Source organism: Halorubrum rutilum, from assembly GCF_024494565.1.
On the sequence record NZ_JANHDN010000004.1, the window covers coordinates 33,874 to 55,619 of the forward strand.

At 72.1% G+C, this 21,746-nt stretch carries 21 protein-coding genes; 9 read left to right on the forward strand and 12 right to left on the reverse strand.

The window, feature by feature from the left end:
• Window positions 1-2 precede the first annotated feature (2 nt).
• From NO900_RS09290 to NO900_RS09300, 3 genes are all read right to left on the reverse strand, one after another.
• Window positions 3-1,142, reverse strand: coding sequence for an acyl-CoA dehydrogenase family protein (locus tag NO900_RS09290; protein ID WP_256408946.1), 1,140 nt, complete (start codon window positions 1,140-1,142; stop codon window positions 3-5).
• Between the two features lie 70 nt (window positions 1,143-1,212).
• Complete coding sequence (locus tag NO900_RS09295; protein ID WP_256408947.1) at window positions 1,213-2,316, reverse strand: zinc ribbon domain-containing protein; 1,104 nt, start codon at window positions 2,314-2,316, stop codon at window positions 1,213-1,215.
• Window positions 2,317-2,392: 76 nt separating this feature from the next.
• The gene (locus NO900_RS09300; protein WP_256408948.1) at window positions 2,393-3,484 is read right to left on the reverse strand and encodes a PAS domain-containing sensor histidine kinase; all 1,092 of its coding nucleotides are present in this window, start codon (window positions 3,482-3,484) and stop codon (window positions 2,393-2,395) included.
• A gap of 211 nt (window positions 3,485-3,695) precedes the next feature.
• Between NO900_RS09300 and NO900_RS09305 the strand changes: the two genes are divergently transcribed.
• Together NO900_RS09305 and NO900_RS09310 are read left to right on the forward strand one after the other, a co-directional pair.
• A complete protein-coding gene (locus NO900_RS09305) occupies window positions 3,696-4,418 on the forward strand; it encodes a metal-dependent hydrolase (RefSeq protein WP_256408949.1) in 723 nt (240 codons plus the stop codon).
• Between the two features lie 100 nt (window positions 4,419-4,518).
• Window positions 4,519-4,917 (forward strand): OsmC family protein, encoded by a 399-nt coding sequence (locus tag NO900_RS09310; protein ID WP_256408950.1) that lies wholly within the window; start codon window positions 4,519-4,521, stop codon window positions 4,915-4,917.
• A gap of 145 nt (window positions 4,918-5,062) precedes the next feature.
• Here NO900_RS09310 and NO900_RS09315 read toward each other — a convergent pair whose 3' ends face one another.
• Window positions 5,063-5,248, reverse strand: a complete 186-nt coding sequence (locus NO900_RS09315; protein WP_256408951.1) for a hypothetical protein — start codon at window positions 5,246-5,248, stop codon at window positions 5,063-5,065.
• 98 nt (window positions 5,249-5,346) lie between these two features.
• Here NO900_RS09315 and NO900_RS09320 point away from each other — a divergent pair, with 98 nt between their 5' ends.
• From NO900_RS09320 to NO900_RS09340, 5 genes are all read left to right on the forward strand, one after another.
• Complete coding sequence (locus NO900_RS09320; protein ID WP_256408952.1) at window positions 5,347-5,619, forward strand: hypothetical protein; 273 nt, start codon at window positions 5,347-5,349, stop codon at window positions 5,617-5,619.
• Window positions 5,620-5,702: 83 nt separating this feature from the next.
• Window positions 5,703-6,263 (forward strand): thioredoxin family protein, encoded by a 561-nt coding sequence (locus tag NO900_RS09325; protein WP_256408953.1) that lies wholly within the window; start codon window positions 5,703-5,705, stop codon window positions 6,261-6,263.
• A 100-nt stretch (window positions 6,264-6,363) separates the two neighbouring features.
• On the forward strand, window positions 6,364-7,056 hold the full coding sequence (locus NO900_RS09330) for a hypothetical protein (RefSeq protein ID WP_256409265.1): 693 nt from the start codon (window positions 6,364-6,366) through the stop codon (window positions 7,054-7,056).
• Between the two features lie 2 nt (window positions 7,057-7,058).
• A complete protein-coding gene (locus tag NO900_RS09335) occupies window positions 7,059-7,472 on the forward strand; it encodes a JAB/MPN domain protein-containing protein (protein WP_256408954.1) in 414 nt (137 codons plus the stop codon).
• 89 nt (window positions 7,473-7,561) lie between these two features.
• A complete protein-coding gene (locus NO900_RS09340; protein WP_256408955.1) occupies window positions 7,562-7,888 on the forward strand; it encodes a DUF5789 family protein in 327 nt (108 codons plus the stop codon).
• 4 nt (window positions 7,889-7,892) lie between these two features.
• Here NO900_RS09340 and NO900_RS09345 read toward each other — a convergent pair whose 3' ends face one another.
• From NO900_RS09345 to NO900_RS09355, 3 genes are all read right to left on the reverse strand, one after another.
• Entirely contained in the window at window positions 7,893-8,195 is a 303-nt protein-coding gene (locus NO900_RS09345; protein WP_092566112.1) for a PRC-barrel domain-containing protein, read from the reverse strand.
• A 115-nt stretch (window positions 8,196-8,310) separates the two neighbouring features.
• A complete protein-coding gene (locus tag NO900_RS09350; protein ID WP_256408956.1) occupies window positions 8,311-10,545 on the reverse strand; it encodes an LUD domain-containing protein in 2,235 nt (744 codons plus the stop codon).
• Window positions 10,538-11,134 carry an LUD domain-containing protein gene (locus NO900_RS09355; protein ID WP_256408957.1) on the reverse strand — a complete coding sequence of 199 codons (597 nt, stop codon included), beginning with the start codon at window positions 11,132-11,134 and terminating at the stop codon, window positions 10,538-10,540. The genes NO900_RS09350 and NO900_RS09355 overlap by 8 nt, the downstream gene beginning before the upstream one ends.
• A 141-nt stretch (window positions 11,135-11,275) precedes the next feature.
• On the opposite strand from NO900_RS09355, the gene NO900_RS09360 reads away from it, so the two are divergent.
• The gene (locus tag NO900_RS09360; protein WP_256408958.1) at window positions 11,276-14,347 is read left to right on the forward strand and encodes an FAD-binding and (Fe-S)-binding domain-containing protein; all 3,072 of its coding nucleotides are present in this window, start codon (window positions 11,276-11,278) and stop codon (window positions 14,345-14,347) included.
• Window positions 14,348-14,406: 59 nt separating this feature from the next.
• On the opposite strand, the gene NO900_RS09365 is transcribed toward NO900_RS09360, so the two are convergent.
• Genes NO900_RS09365 through NO900_RS09375 form a run of 3 tightly spaced genes read right to left on the reverse strand, consistent with a single transcriptional unit; the run spans window position 14,407 to window position 16,128 of the window.
• Entirely contained in the window at window positions 14,407-14,616 is a 210-nt protein-coding gene (locus NO900_RS09365; RefSeq protein WP_256408959.1) for a hypothetical protein, read from the reverse strand.
• A gap of 21 nt (window positions 14,617-14,637) precedes the next feature.
• Complete coding sequence (locus NO900_RS09370; protein WP_256408960.1) at window positions 14,638-15,633, reverse strand: DUF5787 family protein; 996 nt, start codon at window positions 15,631-15,633, stop codon at window positions 14,638-14,640.
• A gap of 48 nt (window positions 15,634-15,681) precedes the next feature.
• Window positions 15,682-16,128, reverse strand: coding sequence for a bis(5'-nucleosyl)-tetraphosphatase (locus NO900_RS09375; protein ID WP_256408961.1), 447 nt, complete (start codon window positions 16,126-16,128; stop codon window positions 15,682-15,684).
• Between the two features lie 200 nt (window positions 16,129-16,328).
• On the opposite strand from NO900_RS09375, the gene NO900_RS09380 reads away from it, so the two are divergent.
• On the forward strand, window positions 16,329-16,661 hold the full coding sequence (locus NO900_RS09380) for an uS10/mL48 family ribosomal protein (protein WP_256408962.1): 333 nt from the start codon (window positions 16,329-16,331) through the stop codon (window positions 16,659-16,661).
• A 120-nt stretch (window positions 16,662-16,781) separates the two neighbouring features.
• Here the strand turns inward: NO900_RS09380 and nasA (NO900_RS09385) are convergent, their stop codons facing one another.
• Both nasA (NO900_RS09385) and nasA (NO900_RS09390) read right to left on the reverse strand, forming a co-directional pair.
• On the reverse strand, window positions 16,782-18,899 hold the full coding sequence (gene nasA, locus NO900_RS09385; protein WP_256408963.1) for an assimilatory nitrate reductase NasA: 2,118 nt from the start codon (window positions 18,897-18,899) through the stop codon (window positions 16,782-16,784).
• Window positions 18,900-19,216: 317 nt separating this feature from the next.
• Window positions 19,217-21,367 carry an assimilatory nitrate reductase NasA gene (nasA, locus tag NO900_RS09390; protein ID WP_256408964.1) on the reverse strand — a complete coding sequence of 717 codons (2,151 nt, stop codon included), beginning with the start codon at window positions 21,365-21,367 and terminating at the stop codon, window positions 19,217-19,219.
• Between the last annotated feature and the right edge of the window lie 379 nt (window positions 21,368-21,746).

Genomic DNA, 21,746 nt, shown 5'->3' on the forward strand with positions numbered 1-21,746 from the left:
CGCTACCGCGCCGAGACCGGGGGCACGCCGTCCTCCTTCAGCGCCCGAGCAATGGTGTTCAGCTGCATCTCGTCGGTGCCGGCCGCGATCCGGCGGCTCCGCGCGAAGCGGTAGAGGTACTCCAGCGGGTGGCCCCGCTGGTAGGCGCGGGCGCCGACGATCTGGACCGCCTCGCTCGCGACCTCCTCGACCATCTGCGAGCAGTGGAGCTTCGCGGTCGACGTCTGGAGCCGCGGCGGGGCGGGGTCGTGTCCCTGCGCGCCCGCCGCCGACATGTACACGAGCGACGCCGCGGTCTCGACGTTCCGGTACATCTCCGCGAGCCGCCACTCGATCCCCTGGAACTCGTCGAGCGACCGGTCGAACTGCTCGCGATCGCTCGCGTACGCCAGCGCCTGCTCCAGCGCGGCCTCCGCCCACGCGACCGTGAGCACCGAGCTGCCGAGCCGCTCCCAGTTGAGCGAGACCAGCTGCTCCTTGAACGCCTCCTTCCCCCGTGTCAGGACGTGCGACTCGGGGATCACCACGTCGTCGATCGTGAAGTGCGTCTGCGCGTAGCCGGCCATGTTCGTGTACACCTCCTCGATCTCGACGCCGGGGTCGTCGTAGGGGATCACGACCGACCCGAGCCCCTCGGGGAACCTGACCCAGGTGACCGCCGCGTCGCCGAAGGGGACGCCGCCGACCCAGGTCTTCTCGCCGTTACACACCAGCTCACCGCCCTCCTCGGTCACCTCGGTCGACATCGACCCGACGTCCGAGCCGGCGTCGGGCTCCGAGATGGCGATGGAGACGAAGCTCTCGCCGGCGGTGACGGCGGGGAGGTACTCCTCCTTGACCGCCTCGGACCCGAAGAGGTCGATCGCCCGCGGCCCGACCATCCCCTGCATGTAGGTGAACCAGCCCGTGTCCGGACACTCCCGCCCGACCGCCTGGGTGAGGAGCATCGCCGCCACGTCGGAGCGGCCCTGCCCGCCGTACTCCTCGGAGATCGACGGGCAGTAGAGGTCCGCCTCGGCGAGCCGCCGGAGGTTCTCCCACGGCACGTCCCCCTCCCAGGTGTAGGCGTCGTCGGCGAACTCCGCCGCGACCGCTTCGGCCCGCTCGGCGAACTCGCGCTGCTCGGCTGTTAGCGCCTGCATGGGCGTTGTTGTCGAGCAGACCGTGATAAGCGGTCTGGTCCGTTTCCTCCGGCCTAGCACGCCGCCCGCGTCAGGCGTCGCCGGCGCGGTCGGTCGCGGTCTCCGACCCGTCGGTCTCGGAGTCGTCCGTCGGGCCGCCGACCTCGACGCGATCAGTCGGTTCGACCCGGTCCGTCGGCTCGGCGCGATCCGTCGACTCGACGCCCTCCGCGCGGCCGTCCGCCGCTCCCTCGGAGCCGCCGAACAGCTCCGCGCGGGCGCAGTCGGCGCAGTAGCGGTTCCGCTCCATCGCGTGCGTCCGGACCGGCACGCCGGCGAGGACCGTCTCGTCGCGGCGCCGGCGGACGACCCCGCGCTCGAACGGCTCGCCGCAGACGACGCAGGGCGACTCGGTGCGCTCCGTCGCGGGCGTGACCCGGTGGTCGACGGTCCGCTTCCGACCGAACCGCGACAGGCCGTGTCGGCGCTGGAGCCGGCGCTCCGCGGGCGGCGTCAGCGCGAGCCCGACGACCGCGAACGCGGCGCCGAACGCCGCGCCGGGGACCGACCCCTGTCCCGCGGAGACGGCGGCGACGCCGACGCCGATCAGGAGCAGGATCCCGCCTAACAGGTAGCCTGAGAGGTCGACGAGCGGGTCGTCGTCGCCGCCGGGCGCCGCGAGTTCCCCCTCGGGGAGCGGGCCGTCGCCGACGCTGAGCCGGCGCGTCTCGGCCAGCTCGGAGTAGTGGTACCAGCCGTACAGGAGGTTCCCCACGCCGCCGGTGGTCAACAGGAGGAGAACGTGGACCGGGATCGAGCCGACGTCCCTGTCGACGAGGACGACGCGATCGCCGCGGTCCTCGGTGAGCTCCCAGCCGTCGTCGAGGTGGTCCCGCACCCGCCGCCGGAACGCGCGGCGCGCCTCGGAGTCCGGGGTCTCGCCGTCCCGCCCGCCCTCGCGGCCGGTCGCCTCGGACCGGTCCCTCTCGGGGCGCGCCGTCCCGCAGTCGGGGCAGAACTCGTCTTCGGGGAGAAGGGCGGAACCGCACTCGGGGCAGTAGGCGGCGTCGGCGTCGGCTCCGGCGCGCAGGTCGGCGCCGCAGCCGGGACAGAAGTTCGCGTCGGGCGGCGGGGTCCGTCCGCACTCGCGACACGGGTCGGTCGGGGAGGGGCTCTCGGTCCGCTCGGAGGGCATCGCCTCGCGGTTGGGTCGGGGCGTTGTTAACTCCTCTCCCGAGCCGCGCCGGCGCCGCGGACCTCGGCTCTTCGCTTCACCGGCGGCGGAGGCGGATCGAGACGTCGTTTCCGCCGAGGTCGTCGCTCGCGTCGAAGGCGAGCTCGCCGCCGAACGCCTCGACGGTCAGCTCCGTGAGCCAGAGCCCCAGCCCGCTCCCGTGGTGCGTCGGCGTGATCGCCTCGCCGTCGCGGATCACGTCGCGCTCGTTCGGCGGGATCCGGGGTCCGTCGTCCTCAACGTGGAGGACCGCCCACTCGGCCGCGGTCGCGTCCGCCCCGTCGTCGGGCTCGTTCAGCCGGATCCGGACCCGGGGCGACGCGCTCGGGTTGTGCTCGATGGCGTTGTCGACGAGGCTGTCGATCGCGTACCGGAGCCGGTCGTCGGCCCGCACCGTCTCCCCCTCCGCGACGGCGACCTCGATCGCGGCGCCGGGCGAGCGTGTCCGGTAGTCGTCGGCGACCGCGCGGGCCAGCGAGGCGATATCGACGTCGGCGTCCTCGTCTGTCGGCCGCCGCAGGATCCGGTGGATGTGTCCGGCCTCCTCCGCGAGCCGTTCGAGCTCGTGGGCCGCGCGCTCGACGGTCGCCGCCGACTCGGTCGTCTCGGCGTCCGGCCCGTCCAGCTCCGCGAGCAGCCGCGTCGTGTGGCCGGCGACGACGTTCGCGTTGTTCCGGAGGTTGTGGCGGAGGATCCGGTTGAGCACCTTCAGCCGTCGCTCGTTGCGCGATATCTCCGTCAGGTCGGTGTACACCGCGAAGCCGCCGGACCCGGCGCCGTCCTCGTAGGGGATCCCGCGGTAGAGGAACTCGCGGAGCCCGGCGGCGGTCTCGCGGGTCACCTCCCGGTAGTTGACCTCGCCGGACGACGTGTTCGCGTCCAAGGCGCGCGCCTCCTCCAGCTTCCACTCCGGGACGACCCACTCGTTGAGCGGCTCCCCGCGGATCTCGTCGGCGTCGTACCCGAACACGTCGACGAACGAGCGGTTCACCGACGAGACGATCGGCTCCCCGTCGACGAGGTCGAACTCGACCACCGCGTCCTGGACGTGTTCGATCAGGTGGCGGTAGCGGTCGCCCCGCCCCTCGTCTCCATCGCCGTCGCCGTCGTCGGGTCCCTCACGCGACATATCGGGGTTCCATTCTCACGAGGGCCTGTACGCGCATCCCCGGGGTAAGCGTGTGTCCGCGGGAAGATATTGCGACCGGCGGCGCGGAAACGGATCGTTCGTTCGAAAACGTCCCGACGCCCGGCGTTCGACTCCGTCGATCGCGGAGCGAGCCGCGCGGATCCGCGGCGTCGACTTTTATTACGGCTCGCCGAGAAGAAACGGTCGTACCATGGAACTCACCTGGCACGGCCACGCGACGTGGCACGTCGTCGTCGACGACACGGAACTGCTGATCGATCCGTTCTTCGATAACCCGAAGACCGACGTCGACCCGGAGGAGCTCGACCCTGACTACCTCCTCCTGACGCACGGCCACGCCGACCACGTCGGCGACGCCGCGGCGTACCCCGACGCGACCGTGGTCGCCACGCCCGAGCTGACCGCGTACGTCCAGGAGGAGTTCGGCCTCGACGACTCCGTCGCGGCCGGCGGCATGAACATCGGCGGCACCGTCGAGTGCGGCGACGCGTGGGTGACGATGGTCCGCGCCGACCACTCGAACGGGATCGAGAACGACCCCGACTACTCGGCCGGGATGCCCGCCGGCTTCGTGATCGGCGACAAGAAGCCCACCCAGGAGTCGGACCCCGACTGCACGACGTTCTACCACGCGGGCGACACCGGGCTGATGTCCGAGATGGTCGACGTGATCGCGCCGTACCTCGAACCGGACGCCGCCGCGCTCCCCGCCGGCGACCACTTCACGATGGGGCCCGCGGGCGCCGGCATCGCCGCCGACTGGGTCGGCGCCGACGTCGTGTTCCCGATGCATTACGACTCGTTCGGACCGATCGAGATCGACACGCGGGAGTTCGTCAGCGAGGTGAAGGCCGCGGGCGCCGCGGCCGAGCCCGTCGTCCTAGCGGGCGACGAGACGTACTCGCTGGAGTAGTCGGTCAGTCGGCCGGTCGGTCGATCCGGTTTTTTCGCGCCCCCGGCGCGGTTCCGGCGATGGCAACCTTTAGGCCCCGGCGAGCCGTCCGTCGACCCGTATGTCCGACATCGAGACGTCCACGGTCTCCGAGGAAGGGTACGCCTGCACGAGTCAGGTCGGCGAGTTCGACCTGCAGATCGACGCGACCGACGAGACGGGGCCGAACCCGAACGCCGCGCTCGTCGCGACGTACGCCTCCTGTTACCTCCCCGCCTTCCGCGTCGGCGGGAGCCAGCGCGGCGAGGAGGACCTCGGGAAGGTCCAGATCGACGCGAGCGCCGACCTCGACGAGGACGACGACCTCGCGTCGATCGCCTTCGACGTCCACGTCGAGGCCGACCTCGACGACGAGACCGCGTCCGAGATCGCCGAGCGCGCCGAGGGGATCTGTCACGTCCACAGCGCGCTCCGCGAGGGGCTCCACGCCGAGATCAGCGTCTACCCCGGCGCGTTCTGAGGTCGTTCCCGGCGCGTTCCGCGGGCGACCCCGGCGCGCCGACCGACTTTCTCCTTTCATCTCCGACGCCGCCCCGCCGAGCGACGCCGACGATCGTCCGTCTCGTCCGCCTCGTTCGACGCGTCGGCAGTCTCGCCCCGGCCCCTCACGCCCCCGCGTACTCGGCGACCGCGCTCGACGCGACGTAGCCGATGGCCGCGACGAGGAGCCCGGCGACGAGCGCGGTCGCGAGTCCGCGACCCACCGCGTACGCGAGGAGGAACCCGACCATGCCGGCGCCGTTCGCGCACAGCAGTCGGAGCGTCCGGTAGGAGGGCTCGCGGGACGACATATCCCCGCTAGGCGGGGCCGACGCAAAAACCCCCGAGTCGGCGGGGCCGACCCTCGACCGTCCGGGGGTTTAGGAGCGATACCGAGCCCAGCGCCGCCGTGCCACGGAGCGAGAGACGGCGGGAGCGAACGCGGGGCGCGCACCGGCGGGACGACGCGGACGACGCTCGCCGACGCCGGGTCGTCCGCGTCGCCCTCGTCGCGGTCGGGATCGGGCTCCCGACGGTCCTCGGGCTGCTCGCCGCCGTCACCGGGCTCTCGGTCCTCACGGCCGCGCTCGTCGCCGCCGTCCTCGCGCTCGCGTTCGCGGCGTGCTGGCTGGGCGCGGTCGGCGCGGCCCACGTCGTCGCCCGGGCGCTGGCGCGTCGGTAGCCCGGCCCGTCGGCGACCGCGTCGAGGGGTCGCGCGCCGGCGGCCGCGGAACCGTTTTACTCACGCCGACGGTAGCGCGACGCATGGTGATGAAAGAGTCAGACTCGACGCTCGATCGGGGGGACGCGGCCCCCGACTTCGAACTGCCCGGCGTCGACGGCGAGACGCACGCGCTCGACTCGTTCGACGCGGACGCGCTGCTCGTCGTCTTCACCTGTAACCACTGCCCGTACGCGCAGGCCAAGTTCGACCTCCTCAACGAGCTGGCGGCCGACTACGACGACCTGGCCGTCGTCGGGATCAACCCCAACGACGCCGACGAGTACCCGGCGGACTCCTTCGAGGCGATGCGCGAGCGCGTCGCCGACGGGACGGTCGCCTACGACGCGTACCTCCGCGACGGGACGGGTGCGGTCGCCGAGGCGTACGGCGCGGTCTGCACGCCCGACCCGTTCCTGTTCGGACGCGAGGGCGACGCGTGGCGGCTCCGGTACCACGGCCGGCTCGACGACGCCCTGAACCCCGACGACGAGCCGACCGAGCTCTACGTCCGGGAGGCCGTGGAGTCGGTGCTCGCGGGCGAGGACGTCGGGATCCCCGACCGGCCCTCCCGCGGCTGCTCGATCAAGTGGCCGGAGGCGTAGGGGGCGTCGGGGCCCGCGACGGCGCCGTCCCCGGACGCGCGAGCGCCGTGCCGCCGGAGACGGGTTGAAAGGGATCCGGGCCGAAGGCGTTCGCATGGGAATGAAAGGCGACGGCGAGGCGGACCTCCACGAGATCGATCGGTTCGACGGGGGGGTCGGCTGGATCGCCTACCCCGACGAGGCGATGGAGCGCGCGAGCCACGCGGTCGCGGTGCCGAACGAGGAGCGCGAGACGGACGACGTCTGGGTGTTCGACCCGGTCGACGCCCCCGGGCTCGACGACCTGCTCGCCGAGCTCGGGACGGTCGCCGGCGTTGTCGTCGGCCTCGACCGGCACAAGCGCGACAGCGCCGCGGTCGCGGCCCGCCACGACGTCTCGGTGTGGGTCCCCGAGTGGATGACGGGCGTCGCGGACGACCTCGACGCGCCGGTGGAGCGGTTCGGCGACCGGCTGGCCGACACCGGCTTCGAGGCGTTCCGGATCCGCGACTCCTCGGTGCCGCCGTGGCAGGAGGCCGGGTTCTTCGACGGCGAGACCCTGATCGTCCCCGAGTCGCTCGGCTCCGCCTCGTACTTCCGCGGTGACCGCGAGCGGATCGGGGTCCACCCGATGCTGCGTCTCACCCCGCCGACGACGGCGCTGTCGGGCCACGACCCCGACCGCGTGCTGGTCGGGCACGGCGTCGGCGTGCTCGACGGCGCGGCGGTCGCGGTCGAGGACGCGCTCTCGAACTCCCGGTCGAAGGCGCCGGGGCTCTACGCGAAGACGCTGCGGTCCGCCATCGGGATCTGACCGTGATCCACGTCACCCGCGACCTGCTGACGGTCCTGCTCGAACGCGCCGCCGAGACCGACCCCGGCGAGACGAACCTCCGCCTCTCGGCCACTCGCGCCGGCGACTTCGAGACGGACACCGGGCTCGACCCGGAGACACCCGTGTTGACGCATTTCACGCCGGACGTCGGCGGGTCGGTGAACGCGGTGTTCGGCGTCGACCTCGGCACGCCCGCGGGCCACGGCGGGGCGCGGTTCCTCTCCCACCCGGACGGCTTCCTCGGCGTGTCGAAGACCGACGACCTCGCCGCGGTCGTGCTGGTCGCCGTCCCCCCGTACGACGACCAGAGCGTCGCGGCCTTCGACCGCTCCGGCGACGGGCGGGAGCTCGCGGTGGTCGACGCGGCCCCGCCCGAGGAGTCGATCCCGGAGTGAGCGTCTCGGGGGACGCCTCCGACGCGGTCCGCCCGCGCCCCGCCGCGCGGGCATGGGTTTAAAAAGGACCGAGCGAGTACGTCGGTGCGATGGCAGCACGCCCACCCGGCGGCGGCGGTTCCTCGGAGCCCGACGCGATCGAGTTCGGCATCGCCGTGCTGGACGAGCGGATCGAGGAGGCCGGCGTCTCCTTCCCGGCGACCGGCGAGGAGATCGTGAACGCGCTCGACGACGGGGCGATCCCCTACGACGCCAAGGGCCGGACGGTCCGCCTCTCCGAGGCGTTAGAGGAGGTGCCACAGACCCGGTTCGAGAACGAGACGGAGTTCCTCGACGCGATGTACCCCGTGTTCGACCGCAAGCGTCGGGAGGGCGGCGGGCTCCTGAACAGCCTGCGCGACGCGCTCCCGTTCTAGCCGGCTACGCGGACTGGCCGACCTCCGCCTCCTCCTCGTCGCTCCCGGTGTCGAGCCGCTCGATGACGTCGTTGATCAGCACGACGTCGCCGACGGCGCGGACCCAGCGGTACGGGACGATGACGCCGGTGTTCCCGTCGACGCGCCCGGCGAACAGCTCGTGGTTGAGCTCCGCGAGCGCGAGCCCGGTCACCGACCGCGCGTCGAGATCGAGGCGGACGTCCTCGATCTCGCCGACGAAGACGCCGTTGTTCGAGTACACCTCACGACCGACGAGCGACGTGATCTCCTGTGGAGCCGCGTTCATGGGGATACGGTCACGAGCGCGCCTATTAAGCGTTCGTTGTCGAACGACGCCCGTCAGACGGGGACGGTCGCAGTCGGAGCGCGCCTCGCTCGACCGCTCGCGTCGCGCCGCCCCGTCACTCCCGCGGCGCCACCAGCTCCACGGGGTGCATCGGCGCGTCGCCGAGGAGCGCATCGATCTGCTCGGTACAGGAGGTGCCGGCGGCGACGACGGTGCGGTCGGTGTCGCCGAACTGCTCCCGGATGGGCTCCCCGACGTCCATGCTCAGCTCGTAGTAGTCCTCCTTGTAGCCGAACGAGCCGGCCATCCCGCAGCACTCGGTGTCGGAGACGCGCACGTCGTAGCCGAGCGCCTCCATCACCGCGGTCGCGTGCTCGCCGACCCCGATCGTCCGCGCCTGACAGTGCGGGTGGTAGGCGACCCGCTTCCCGGACGCCACCGGACCGGTGCCCTCCGACGGCGCGCGCAGCTCGCTCGGGTCGCCGCCGTTCTCCAGCAGGCCGAAGACGTACTCCATCACGTCGTAGCTGGCCTCGGCGAGCCGCTCGTGGGACCCCTCGGGGAGGAACTTCTCGTACTCGCTCCGGAACATCGCGAGGTCGCTCGGCTCGATCACGACCACGTCGCGGCCGGCGTCGACGTGGGTCGCGAGCCCGGCGTAGACGTCCTCGGCCGCCGACTCCGCGGTCGCGATCATCCCCTGCGAGAGCGGCGGGCGGCCGCTCCCCGGCAGGTCCGGGACCCGGACGTGGACGCCGAGCGCCTCCAGCGCGCGCACGGCGGCCTTCCCGCGGTCGACGTCGACGTAGTTCGTCGCCGTGTCGGGGTAGAGCACGGCCTCGCGGTCGGCCTCGTCGGCCGGCACCCGAGCGCCGCCGCGTGCGTCGAACCAGTCGACGAGCGGCTCGCTCGCGAACTCGGGGAGGTCGCGCCGGCGGTCGATCCCGGCGACGCGCTCCGCGACCGCGCGGACCGGGCCGGCGTCGGCGAGGCGGTTCGCTATCGGCGCGGTCCGGCTCCCCCACTTCGCGAGCGTCTCGTAGTTGCCGACGAGCCGGGTGCTCAGGTCGAGGCCGGCCGGCTCCTCGTCCGGGACCAGCTCCTCGAACATCCAGTCCGTCTGGCCGGGGTCGGCCTCGCCGCGGTTGATCCGGTCGCGGACGACGGTGTTGATCCACGGGATGTCGATCCCGACCGGACACGCCGGGACGCACCGCGAGCAGCCGGTACAGAGGTCGTTGAACTCGGCCGCGGTGTCGAGCCCCTCGATGCCCGCCTCCCAGCCGGTGGCGATGCCGCCGGAGTACGTCTCGCCGCCGAACGCGTGGCCGCCGACGCTCTGGAAGTTGCCGCAGGCGTTCGAGCAGGCGGAACACCGGATGCAGTACAGCGTCTCCTTCAGTTGCTCGTCCTCGCGCATCTCCAGCCGCCCGTTGTCGATGAGGACGAGGTGGAAGTCGCGGTCGTCGCCCGAGCCGTCGGCGAGGGGTTCGTCGTCGCGCTCGAAGTCCGGCACCGGCGAGTCGACGGGCGGGGTCAGCGTGGAGATGTACGAGGTCACGTCCTGGCCCGTCCCGGACCGCCCGATCAGCTCGACGAACGGGGCGAACTCCTCGACGGTCGGGACGATCTTCTCGACGCCCGCGACCGCGACGTGGGTGTCGGTCGCGGTCACCGTCTTCCGGGCGTTGCCCTCGCTGGTGACGAGGAGCATGGTCCCGGAGTCGGCGGCGATGAAGTTCGCGCCGGTCATCCCCACGTCGGCGCCCTCGACCAGCTCGCCGAGCCGCTCGCGGGCGAACATCGTGAGCTCCTCGGCGGTCTCCGGCGGGTCGTCGAGGTCGAACCGCTCCGCGAACAGCTCCGAGATCCCCTCGCGGGACTTGTGGATCGCCGGCGCGACGATGTGCGAGGGGGCCTCGTCGGCCAGTTGCAGGACCCACTCGCCGAGGTCCGTCTCGATCACCTCGACGCCCTCGGACTCCAGCGCCTCGTTCACCTCGATCTCCTCCGAGGTCATCGACTTCGACTTCACGAGCCGGTCGGCGTCGCGCTCCTCGGCGGTCAGCTCGGTGATGTACCGGTTGGCGTCCGCGGCGTCGTCGGCGACGTAGACGGTGCCGCCGTTCGACTCGACCGTCTCTCTCACCTCGTCGATCAGCTCCGGGAGCCGGGCGATCGCGTCCTCCTTGATCTCGCGGGCGTCGGCCTTCAGCGCCTCGTAGTCGTCGAGCCGGCCGGTCGACTCGATCCGCCCCTGATTGAAGCCGCGCGTGTTCTCGGCGACCGCGTCGCCCTCGGTCGCCATCAGCTCGCGGATCCGGTCCCCCTTCGCCGCGTCGCTACTCATCGGCGGTCACCTCGGGGGTCGCGGGGTCGTCCCCGCCGCCGTCGCCGTCCCCGCCGTCCTCGCGCAGCAGCACCACGTGCACCTCCTTCGGGCCGTGCGCGCCGTGGACGAGCCCGCCCATGTCCGCGGTCGCGCTCGGGCCGGTCGCGAACACCACGTCGACCGACTCGTCGCGCGCCCGCGGACCGAGCCACTCGAACGCGTCGGGCATGTCGGGGACGAGGTCGGCCTCGCGGAGGACGACGACGTGGCGGTCGACGAAGAGGCTCACCGGCTCCGTGCCGGCGGTGTCGGCCTCGATCGCGACGCTCCCGTACGCCGCGACGCCGAGCTCCGCGTCCGTGACGCCGGTGTGGGCCGCGCGGAGCTCGGCCGTGGTCGGGTCGGTCGCGACGCGGTCCGGGAGCGCGACCGGCGGGTCGTCCGGGCCGTCGCTCTCCTCCACCTCGCCGGCGAGCGCGACCCCGACCGCCGGGTCGCCGGCGGCCTCGTCGATCAGGTCCGCGCACTCGCTCGCGGGCCCCTCCGTGACGGTCACGCCGAGGGAGTCCAGGCGGCGCTTGAACGTCGAGCGGTCGGCGACTGACATGTCTCACCATTCTTCGGGATATATATGGGTGTTGCGCCGGCGCCCCGTTCCGCCGAACCCCACCGCCGCCGACCGCTCCGGATCCCCCGTTCCCTCGGCGGGGTCAGGGGATTTTTGGTAGTTCGACCGTGATAGAGTCGCATGGCAACTCACACGCCGGACCCGGACCCGCGGGACGGGGGGGACTTCGACTACACCGGGGGAGACGTCGAGCGCCCGGAGCTCGTGGCCGCGCTCGACGACCGGGTCGACGGGGAGGTCCGGTTCGACGACTACTCCAAGCGGCTCTACGCGACCGACGCCTCGGCGTACGAGGTCACGCCCATCGGCGTCGTGATGCCCGAGTCGACCGCGGACGTGGCCGCGGTCCAGGAGTACTGCTTCGCCGAGGGGATCCCCGTGCTCCCGCGGGGCGGCGGCACGTCGCTCGCCGGCCAGACGGTGAACGAGGCGGTCGTCCTCGACCTGACAGACTCGATGGATTCGGTCCTCTCGACCGACCCGGACGCGGAGACCGCCCGGGTCGAGGCCGGGGCGTACGTCGGCGACCTCAACGCGGCGGTCGAGCCCCACGGGCTGAAGTTCGCCCCCGACCCGGCGTGGCGCGACAAGTCCGCGGTCGGCGGCGCGATCGGCAACAACTCCACCGGCTCGCACTCGCTGAAGTACGGCAAGACCGACCACTACGTCGAGGAGGCGGAGGTCGTCCTCGCGGACGGGACGGTGACGACGTTCGGCGAGGTCGCCGTCGACGATCTCCGGGAGTCGGCCGATCCCGACGCCGACGCCCTCCTCCCGCGGATCCACGCCGAGGTCGTCCGAATCCTGGACGAGGAGGCCGACGCGATCGACGAGCGCTACCCGGAGCTGAAGCGGAACGTCTCCGGCTACAACCTCGACCGGCTGCTCGCCGAGCACCGCGGCGAGTACGGCGAGGAGGGCGTGGTGAACCTCGCCCGGCTCATGGCCGGCAGCGAGGGGACGCTCGCGACGGTCACGGAGGCGACCGTCTCGCTCGTCGAGATCCCCGACACGAAGGCGGTCGCGCTGCTGACCTACGACGACCTGCTCGACGCGATGGAGGACGTGGCGCCGATCCTCGACCACGACCCCGCCGCCGTCGAGGTGATGGACGACGTCCTCCTCGGGCTCGCCGCCGACACGCCCGAGTTCGAGGACGTCGTCGGCATGTTGCCCGACGGCACGAACTCCGTCCTCCTCGTCGAGTTCTACGCCGACAGCGACGCCGAGGGGAAGCAGAAGGTCGCGGATCTGGTCGCGGACCGGGTGGGCGCGACCGACGACCGGCCCCGCCCCGAGACGGAGGCGGAACCGAGCGAGGGCGCCGCCGACGTGACGAGCCAGCCGCGGCGCGCGGTCCACGCGATGGAGGCGCACGACCCCGAGAAGCGCGACCGGTTCTGGAAGATGCGGAAGGCCGGGCTCCCGATCCTCCTGTCGCGGACCACCGACGAGAAGCACATCTCCTTCATCGAGGACTGCGCCATCCCCCCGGAGCACCTCCCGGAGTACACCCGCGAGTTCCAGGAGATCCTGGAAGACAACGACACGTTCGCGACGTTCTACGCGCACGCCGGCCCCGGCGTGCTCCACATCCGGCCGCTGATCAACACGAAGGACGTCGACGACGTCGAGGCGATGGTCGACATCGCCGACCGCGTCACCGACGCCGTCGTCCGGCTCGGGGGGTCCGTCTCCGGCGAGCACGGCGACGGCCGCGCCCGGACCCAGTGGAACCGGAAGCTGTACGGCGACGCCCTTTACGACTCCTTCCGCGAGCTGAAGACCGCCTTCGACCCCGACTGGCTCCTCAACCCCGGGAACGTCTGCGGCGACCACGACATGAGCGAGCACCTCCGGTTTGACGCCGACTACGAGTACGACGCCGGCTTCGACCCCGCGATGGAGTGGGCCGTCGACAACGGGATGCAGGGGATGGTCGAGCTCTGTCACGGCTGCGGGGGCTGTCGGGGTCCCCAGGAGACGACCGGCGGCGTGATGTGCCCGACCTACCGCGCCTCGGAGGAGGAGATCCAGGCGACCCGCGGTCGGGCGAACATGCTCCGCGGGGCCATCTCCGGCGAGCTCCCCGACGACCCCACCGACGACGAGTTCGTCACCGAGGTGATGGACCTGTGCGTCGGCTGTAAGGGGTGTAAGGTGGACTGCCCGAGCGGCGTCGACATGGCGAAGCTGAAGGCCGAGGTCGAGCACGCGCACCACGAGGAGCACGGGGTCGACTTGCGCACGCGTCTGCTCGGGAACTTCGAGAAGCTGGCGCCGCTCGGCTCGAAGCTCGCGCCCCTCTCGAATCTCCCCGGCAAGCTCCCGGGCGCCGGCCTCGTCATGGAGAAGGCCCTCGGGATCGCGAGGGAGCGCGACCTGCCCACGTTCCGCTCGGAGAGCCTGACCGACTGGTTCGAGGCCCGCGGCGGCGCCGGCGTCCCCCGAGACGAGGCCGACCGCGAGGTCCTGCTGTTCCCCGACGTCTACACCACCTACACGAACCCCGGCGCGGGGAAGGCCGCCGTCCGGGTGTTGGAGGCCGCGAACTGCCACGTCGAGATCCCCGACGTCGACGGGAGCGGCCGCCCGCCGCACTCGAAGGGGATGCTCGACGAGTCGCGCGCGGCGGCGCGAGACGCCGTGGAGACGCTCGCGCCCCGGGTCCGCGAGGACCGTGACGTAGTCATCGTGGAGCCGACCGACGCCGTGATGCTCCAGAGCGACTACCACGACCTGCTCGACGGCGACGCCAGCGACGTGCCCGACGCCGACGTGGCGGCCGTCTCCGAGAACACCTACGGGGTCATGGAGTACGTCGACGCCCACCGGCTCGACGAGGCGCTCGCCCTCGACGCCCCCACGGAGTCGCTCACCTACCACGGCCACTGCCACCAGAAGGCGACGAAGAAGGACCACCACGCGGTCGGCGTGCTCCGCCGGGCCGGTTACGGCGTCGACCCGCTCGACTCCTCCTGTTGCGGGATGGCCGGCTCGTTCGGCTACGAGGCCGAGCACTACTCGATGAGCAAGGCCATCGGGCGGACCCTCTTCGACCAGGTCGCCGAGAGCGACGGCGACGAGGTGGTCGCGCCCGGCGCCTCCTGTCGGACGCAGCTGAAGGAGCGCGACGCCGCCGCGCCGGAGCCGCCGCACCCGGTCGAGAAGCTGGCCGCCGCGCTGGCGTAGTCGACGGCCGCGGTCAGACGGACCGCCGGCCGCCGTTCATCCCGCGGCTCGGCCGACCCTCACTCCGAGGTCGCCCGGGTGTTCGCGACGACGACGTCGATCAGGTACGAGAACGCCGGGAACAGCGCGGCGACCGCGGCGAGGTGTCCGGGATCGATCCCCGCGGGGCCGTCGACGACGAGCCCGGTGTACTGGAGGCCGGCCAGCGTGAGGACCACGATCGCCGTTCGCGCGGCGTACTCGGACAGCGACCGGTTCGGGAGCCGCATACGACCGGGTGAGGCCGCCGCTCACTCGACCCTTTCGACCCGGTCGCGTTCGCGCTCGCGGCGGCGTTCGAGCAGCGCCGCCACCCCCTTCCCCGGACCCCCTTCGATCGGCCACCCCTTCGTGCGCCACTTCGGCGGTTCGGGAGAGAACTCCGCGCAGGCGCCCGAGCACTCCCGCCCGGTGGGGACCTTCTCCTTCGCCGCGCAGTAGGGAACGAGCGCCCGTCCCTCGCGCCGGAGCTCGAAGTGCCGGCAGTCGGGCCGCATCGCCTCGCGGAAGGAGCGCCACCCCTTCCCGTAGGCGCGCTCGGCGATCTCCAGGCGGAGCGTCTCGGTCTCGGGGTCGCGCTCCCCGTCGCCGGCTGGCGCGAGGTCGCTCGGGTGCCACGCGACCTCGGCCGCGTCGGCGCGAACCCCCTCGGAGAAGTCGGTCGCGAGGATGCCGGCCTCGACCGGCAGCTCGCGGAGCAGCGCGGGCTCGACGCGCTCGCCCGTCGTCTCGGTCGCGAGCCACGCCTCGTCGGCGAGGCCGGTCCCGACGTCGTGCGCCAGCTGCCCGGCGAGCCGGTCGGCCGCGGAGCGATCCAGGTCCGGCTTGTTCTCGACCGCGACGATCCGCTCGACCCAGTCCGGGTACGGTCGCAGCCGGCGGAGCTCGATGCGGTTGCCGTCGCGGCGCTCCTCGATCAGGTCCCGGCCCGCGGCGCGGTGGACCGCCCGCCGAACGTAGCGCCACGGGTAGCCGGGATGCGGGAGCGCGTCGCGGTACCACGCCCACTCGGCCGGCGCGTTGCGGACGACGTGGAGGAGGTCGGAGTCGACGGTCCGCTCGCCGAAGGCGCGCCGGGCGGCGAACGCCGCGGGATCGACCTCGATCACGACCGTGTCCCACCGGCGCTCCTCGGTCCCCAGCTGGCGGGAGACGACGGCGGGACGCGGGCCGTCGCTCGGGTGCCACGCCAGCTCGGCGTACCGGCAGACGAGGAGTTCGTAGCCGAACTCGGCGTCCGGAGTCACGGCTGCGATAGCGCGGGACCGGTTAAAAACGAACCGCCGGGCGGCGCCTCAGACGTAGTCGCCGCTCTCCTGGTCCTTCCGCTCGTCGAGGTAGTCGTGGGCCTCTTCGAGGATGTCGCGGGGCCCGTCCTGCGTGATCGTGTTGAGCGCTTGGTCGTAGTCGCGCCACTGCAGGTCGCGGTGCTCGTTCGAGATCTCGGCGCTCGCCTCGAACGAGCGCGCGATGAACAGGTGAACCGTCTTGTGGATGGTCTTTCCGTTCGCCTCGAACACGTAGTCGTACTCCCTGCGGAAGCCGTCGATCAGCCGGAAATCCTCGATCCCGGCCTCCTCCGACACCTCCCTGATCGCCGTCTGCTGGAGCTCCTCGTCCCCTTCGACCCCGCCCTTGGGGAACTCCCAGTCCCCCGGCCGGCTCTTCAGGAGCAAGTACTCCCGTTCGCCGCGGGTGTCGCGGAAGAGGATGGCTCCGGCGCTGGTCGCTTCGACCGTCATTAGCGTCAGGTAAGCAACCACCCCTAAAGAGGGTGTCGGACTCTCGGACGCACCGGGCGTTTCAGCACCCGAGAACCGATCTGCACCGCGCCCTCGGCCCTCGATCGCGCGCTTATATGTCGGCGACGGTCCGCGTGTGCGGTCGGCTCGGTAGACGCGTTTTTATCCCTCGGACGACCATGCACGGACGACCCCCAGCCATGACCTTCGTCACCAAACTCTCCTTCGCCTCCGGCGACCGCGAGGTGCTCGCCGAGACGGTCCAGGAGCTCAAGTCGACGCTCGAACGCAAGGGCGCGGAGTGCAAGGGCCCGCACGCCACGCCCGCCGAGACCGTCCGCGTCCCGCTGTACAAGCGGCTCCGCGCCGGCGACGAGTTCTCGCCGTGGAGCTACTCGGTATATAAGCGCTCGATGGAGATCCACGGCGCCGACGACGTCGCCCGCGAGGTCGTCGGCCGCGACTTCCCGGACTCGATCCACGTCGAGGTTGAGGTCGACCAGAAGAAGCCGCTCGGTCACCGCCGCGACTGATTCCCCGAAAAACGGCTCTCGCGGCTCGGTCGCCGTCGCCGGGATCGGGCTCGGGTCCCTCCCGTACGCGGGTCGGTGAACCGCTCGGGGAACGGTCGGAAGCCGGCGACGGGGACCCGCTCAGGGGAGCGAGTCGGCCCCGCTCGCCCGTCGCTCGTCGACGGGGTCGGCGACGCCGCGGTCGGGCGCGCTCAGCCCGACGGCGCACTGCTTGAGGTTCGGCTCGGCGGACTCGGGGTCGGCGGCCGACAGCGTGAGCTCGTTGGCCGCCGGGTTGTGGACCGGGAGCCAGACGAGCCCGGGCGGCACGTCGGCGTCGGGAGTCGCCTCGACCGCGACGGCCGAGCGGCGGGACTCGACCACCGTCCTCCCGCGGTCGAACGCGGTCAGGTTGTCGGCGATCGTCTCGGGATGCAGCCGGGCGGTCGTCTCGCCCCCGTCACCGTCGGCGTCCATCCGCGTCCTGACGCCCGTGTTGTAGGCGTCGGGCCGCCGGCCCGTCGTGAGCGTGAGGGGGTACTCGGCGTCGATCGGCTCCGGGACGCCCTCGTGGGACGCGTTCGAGAACCGCGCCCGGCCGGAGTCGGTGCGGAACGACCACGGGTCGGCGTCGTCCTCGTTGTAGTACCTGTATCCCCCCTCGCCGTCGGCGTCCGGAGCGGGCCACCGGACCGCAAGCTCCTCCGCCAGCCGCTCGTAGGAGATCCCGGAGAAGTCGGCCGTCGTGCCGCGCGTCAGGGCCGCCACCTCGTCGAACAGCGCCTCGGGGTCGAGCCGGGTCGACTCGAACAGCTCCGGGACGACCCGGTCGGCCACCGCGCCGATGATGTCCACGTCCCGCCGGACGCCCTCCGGCGGCTCCCGGGCCGCCGTGACCCGAGAGACCCGCCGCTCCATGTTCATTACCGTCCCCTCCGACTCGCCCCACGTCGCCGCCGGCAGCACCACGTCCGCCAGCTCCGCGGTGTCCGAGCGGAACGCGTCCTGCACGATCAGGAAGCCGTCTTCGAGCGCGGCCCGCACGTGGCCCGAGTCGGGCACCCCCGCGACGGGGTTCGTCGCCACCGTCCAGCAGACGTCGACGTTGCCCCGCGCCAGCTCGTCGACGATCCGGACGAACCCCGGGCCGGACGAGTCGGGGAGCCGGGTCATGGGGACGCCCCACTCCCTCGCGATCGCCTTGCGGTCGGCGACGTCGTCGAACGCCCGGTACCCCGGCCACGACGACTTCGAGGCGCAGACGCGGTTCCCCATCGAGTTTGCCTGCCCGGTCAGCGAGAACGGCCCGCTGCCCGGTCCCAGGTTGCCGGTCGCCAGACAGAGGTCGATCAGCGAGCGGGCGGTCCCGGTCCCCTGGACGCTCTGGTTGACGCCCATCCCCCAGTAGACGAGGGTCCGCGAGTCGAACGCCGCCGCCAGTTCGGACACGCGGTCGGCGGGCACGCCGGCGGTCTCGGCCGCGACGTCGACGTCGGGCAGCGAGCCGACCATCGCCTCGAACCCCTCGGTGTGACGCTCGACGAACTCGCGGTCGACGAGCCCCTCGTCGACGGCCGCCGCGAGGGCCGCCCGCGCCAGCGCCAGGTCGGTCCCCGGCTCCGGCCGCACGTGGAGGTCGGCGTCCGCCGCCGTCTCGCTCTCGACGGGGTCGACGACGATCAGCTCGCCGCCGTCGCCCGCGCTGTCGGCGATCCATCGGTACAACACGGGGTGGGCGATCTTCGGGTTCGCGCCCCAGATCACGTGGGTCTCGGCCTCGGGGACGTCCTCGTAGGTCGGCGGCGGGGCATCGCTCCCGAACGCCTGCACGTACGCCCGGACCGCCGAGGCCATGCAGAGGGTGGTGTTGGCGTCGTAGTAGCGGGTGCCGAAGCCGCCGCGGGCGAGCTTGCCGAGCGCGTACGCCGCCTCGTTCGTCTGCTGGCCGCTCCCCAACACCGCGACGTTGTCGTTCCCCTCTCTGAGCGCCTCGATGATCCGCACGGCGACCGTGCCGAGGGCGGTGTCCCAGTCGGCCGGTCGGAGCTCTCCGCCGCGCCGGATCAGCGGCTCGGTCACGCGCTCGCCGCCCGGGTCGACCGTCTCGCGCACGCCCCGACTGCACGTCGACCCGCCGTTCGTCGGGTGGGCCTCGTCGCCGCGGACGTCGACGACGCCCCGGCCCTCGTCCGCGTCGCGCTGTCGGTACCCGCAGCCGACCGCACACCGCATACACGTGGTCGATTCGCGGTCAGTCATCGGGCGGTATCGCGGTCAGTCGTTGTGTGGTGTCGCGGTCGGTCATCGAGCGGTGTCTCGGTCAGTCATTGAGCGGTGTCTCGGTCGGTCATCGAGTGATGCTGCGATCAGTCTTTGGCCGATATAATTCGCGATCATTTCGATCGAACTCATAATTGTATCCGATCGTTCCGCATTACCGGGTCAGTCTGGCTCTCCGTTTCGTCGCTCCCGGTATAACTCTTTTTTCGCATGAACGACCGTGTAGTATACCGCCGCCGAGGGAGGTCGCTCGCGGGGGTCGCCCGGGCGACGGCCGGTGTCAGCCGAGGTCCGTATCAGTCGTCGGTCGGGGCCGGGTCGCCGTCGCTTGCGGCCGGACCGCCGTCCGCCGCGGAGCTCCCGTCGGCGGCCGGGTGCCCCTCGTGGACGAGGGGGTTCGACGGCGACGGCGCCCGCACGTCGACCGCGCACTGCTTGAAGTTCGGCTCGTCGGACTCGGGGTCGACGACCGGGAGCGTGAGGGCGTTCACGGCCGGGTGATGGATCGGGAGCCACACCGTCCCCTTCGGGACGCCGTCGTCCGGGTTGACCGCGACCGTCGTCGACCCGCGGCGCGACGCGACGACGGTCTTCCCGCGGTCGAACGCCTCGATGCGCTCCAGCGTCGTCTCCGGGTGGATCCGCGCCGTCGGCGGCGCGTCGCCCCCGTCGCCGCGGCTCCGGACGCCGGTGTTGTACGCGTCGGCGCGTCTCCCGGTCGTCAGCGTCAGCGGGTACTCGTCGTCGGTCGGTTCGGCCAGTCCGCCGTGGGTCCCCGTCGAGAACCGAGCGCGGCCCGACGGCGTCGGGAACGCCCAGCCGTCCCCGTCGACGTAGCGGTAGCCGCCCTCCGCGTCGGGCGACGGCGCGGGCCACCGGACCGCGAGCTCAGCGTCGAGCCGGTCGTACGAGATCCCGGAGAGGTCGGCCGGCGTCCCCGCCGTCAGCCCGCGTAGCTCGTCGAACACGGACTCCGGCGAGACCGCGGACTGCGGGAACAGTTCCGGAGCGATCGCCGCGCCGATCGCGACGACGATGTCGAGGTCCCCCTTGATCTTCGGCGAGGTCTCGGTCGCGGCGCGGACCCGCGAGACCCGCCGCTCCATGTTCGTGACGGTGCCCTCGGACTCGCCCCACGTCGCCGCCGGCAGCACCACGTCCGCCAGCTCGACGGTCTCGGTCCGGAACGCGTCCTGCGCGACGAGGAAGACGTCGTCGAGCGCCTCGCGGACGCGGTCGCCGTCGGGCATCCCCGCGACGGGGTTCGTCGCCACCGTCCAGCACGCCTCGGGCGGGCCGTCCGCCACGGCGTCGACGATGCCGACCGGCCCCGGTCCCGGGTCGTCCGGGAGCCGGCTCCGGGGAATGCCCCACGCGTCGGCGACGGTCCGGCGCTCCGCCGGGTCGGTGAACGCGCGCTGGCCGGGCCAGGTCCCCTTCGACGAGCAGACGCGAGTCCCCATCGAGTTCGCCTGCCCGGTCAGCGAGAACGGCCCGCTGCCGGGCCGGAGGTTCCCCGTCGCGAGACAGAGGTCGATCAGCGCCCGCGAGGTCGCGGTCCCCTGGACGCTCTGGTTGACGCCCATCCCCCAGTAGACGAGCGTCGGCTCCGTCAGGGCGTCGGCGACGCGCTCGACCGTCTCGACCGGCACGCCGGCGGTCTCGGCCGCCTCCTCGACCGCGGGCAGGGACTCGACCGTCGCCTCGAAGCCCGTCGTCGCCTCGGCGACGAACTCGCGGTCGACGAGCCCCTCGTCGACCACCCGCGCCAGCACCGCCCGGGCGAACGCGAGGTCGGTGCCGGGCTCGACCTGTACGTGGAAGTCCGCGTCGTCGACGGTCTCGCTCTCGACGGGGTCGACGACGATCAGTTCGCCGTCGTCGCCCGCGCTGTCGGCGATCCACCGGTACATCACCGGATGCGCCACGGCGGGATTCGCGCCCCAGATCACGTGGGTCTCGGCCTCGGGAATGTCCTCGTACGTCGGGGGCGGCGCGTCGCTCCCGAACGCCCGGTAGTAGGCGGTGACGGCCGACGCCATACAGAGGGTGGTGTTGGCGTCGTAGTAGCGGGTGCCGAAGCCGCCGCGGGCGAGCTTGCCGAGCGCGTACGCCGCCTCGTTCGTCTGCTGGCCGCTCCCCAACACCGCGACGCCGTCCGGGCTCTCGGCGAGCGCGTCCTCGAAGCGCGAGACGACGGTCCCGATCGCCGTCTCCCAGCTGGTCGGAACGAGCGTCCCGTCCTCCCTGACGAGGGGGCGCGTCAGCCACTCCCCGTCGGGGTCCGCGGTCTCGTCGATCCCGCGCTGGCAGGCGAGCCCGCGATTGACCGGGTGGGTCGCGTCGCCGCGGACGGTGTCGAGCCCGTAGTGGTTCGCGTATCCCTGTTGCGAGTGGCCGCAGCCGACCGCACACCGCATACACGTCGTGGGCGTCCACTCGCTCATGGGAGTCTCCGCCCCTCGGAGGCGGCGCGTCGCCGGGGCGCGGCGACCGCCTCGCCGGCCGCGTCTGTCCGCGATCGGTCCGAAATGGGTGGCCCGCACACGTTGTCTCGCATCAGTCTGGCTCTGGGTGGTACATAATCCATTCGCGGTATAATTGTTACGATACGACGAATACTGCTTAGATAGACCGTGTTTGTCCAGTTATTAGCCGAATAATAAAATAAACACGCACACGCCTACGCCCACGGATCCGCCGCACGCACACACCCACGTGTCCGCTGCACCCCCACACCCACGTGTCCGCTCGTCCGCTACCCGTGCGTGACGGCCGAGATCGGTCGCGCGAGCGGTCTGCCACACTTCCGCTCACACCACCTCG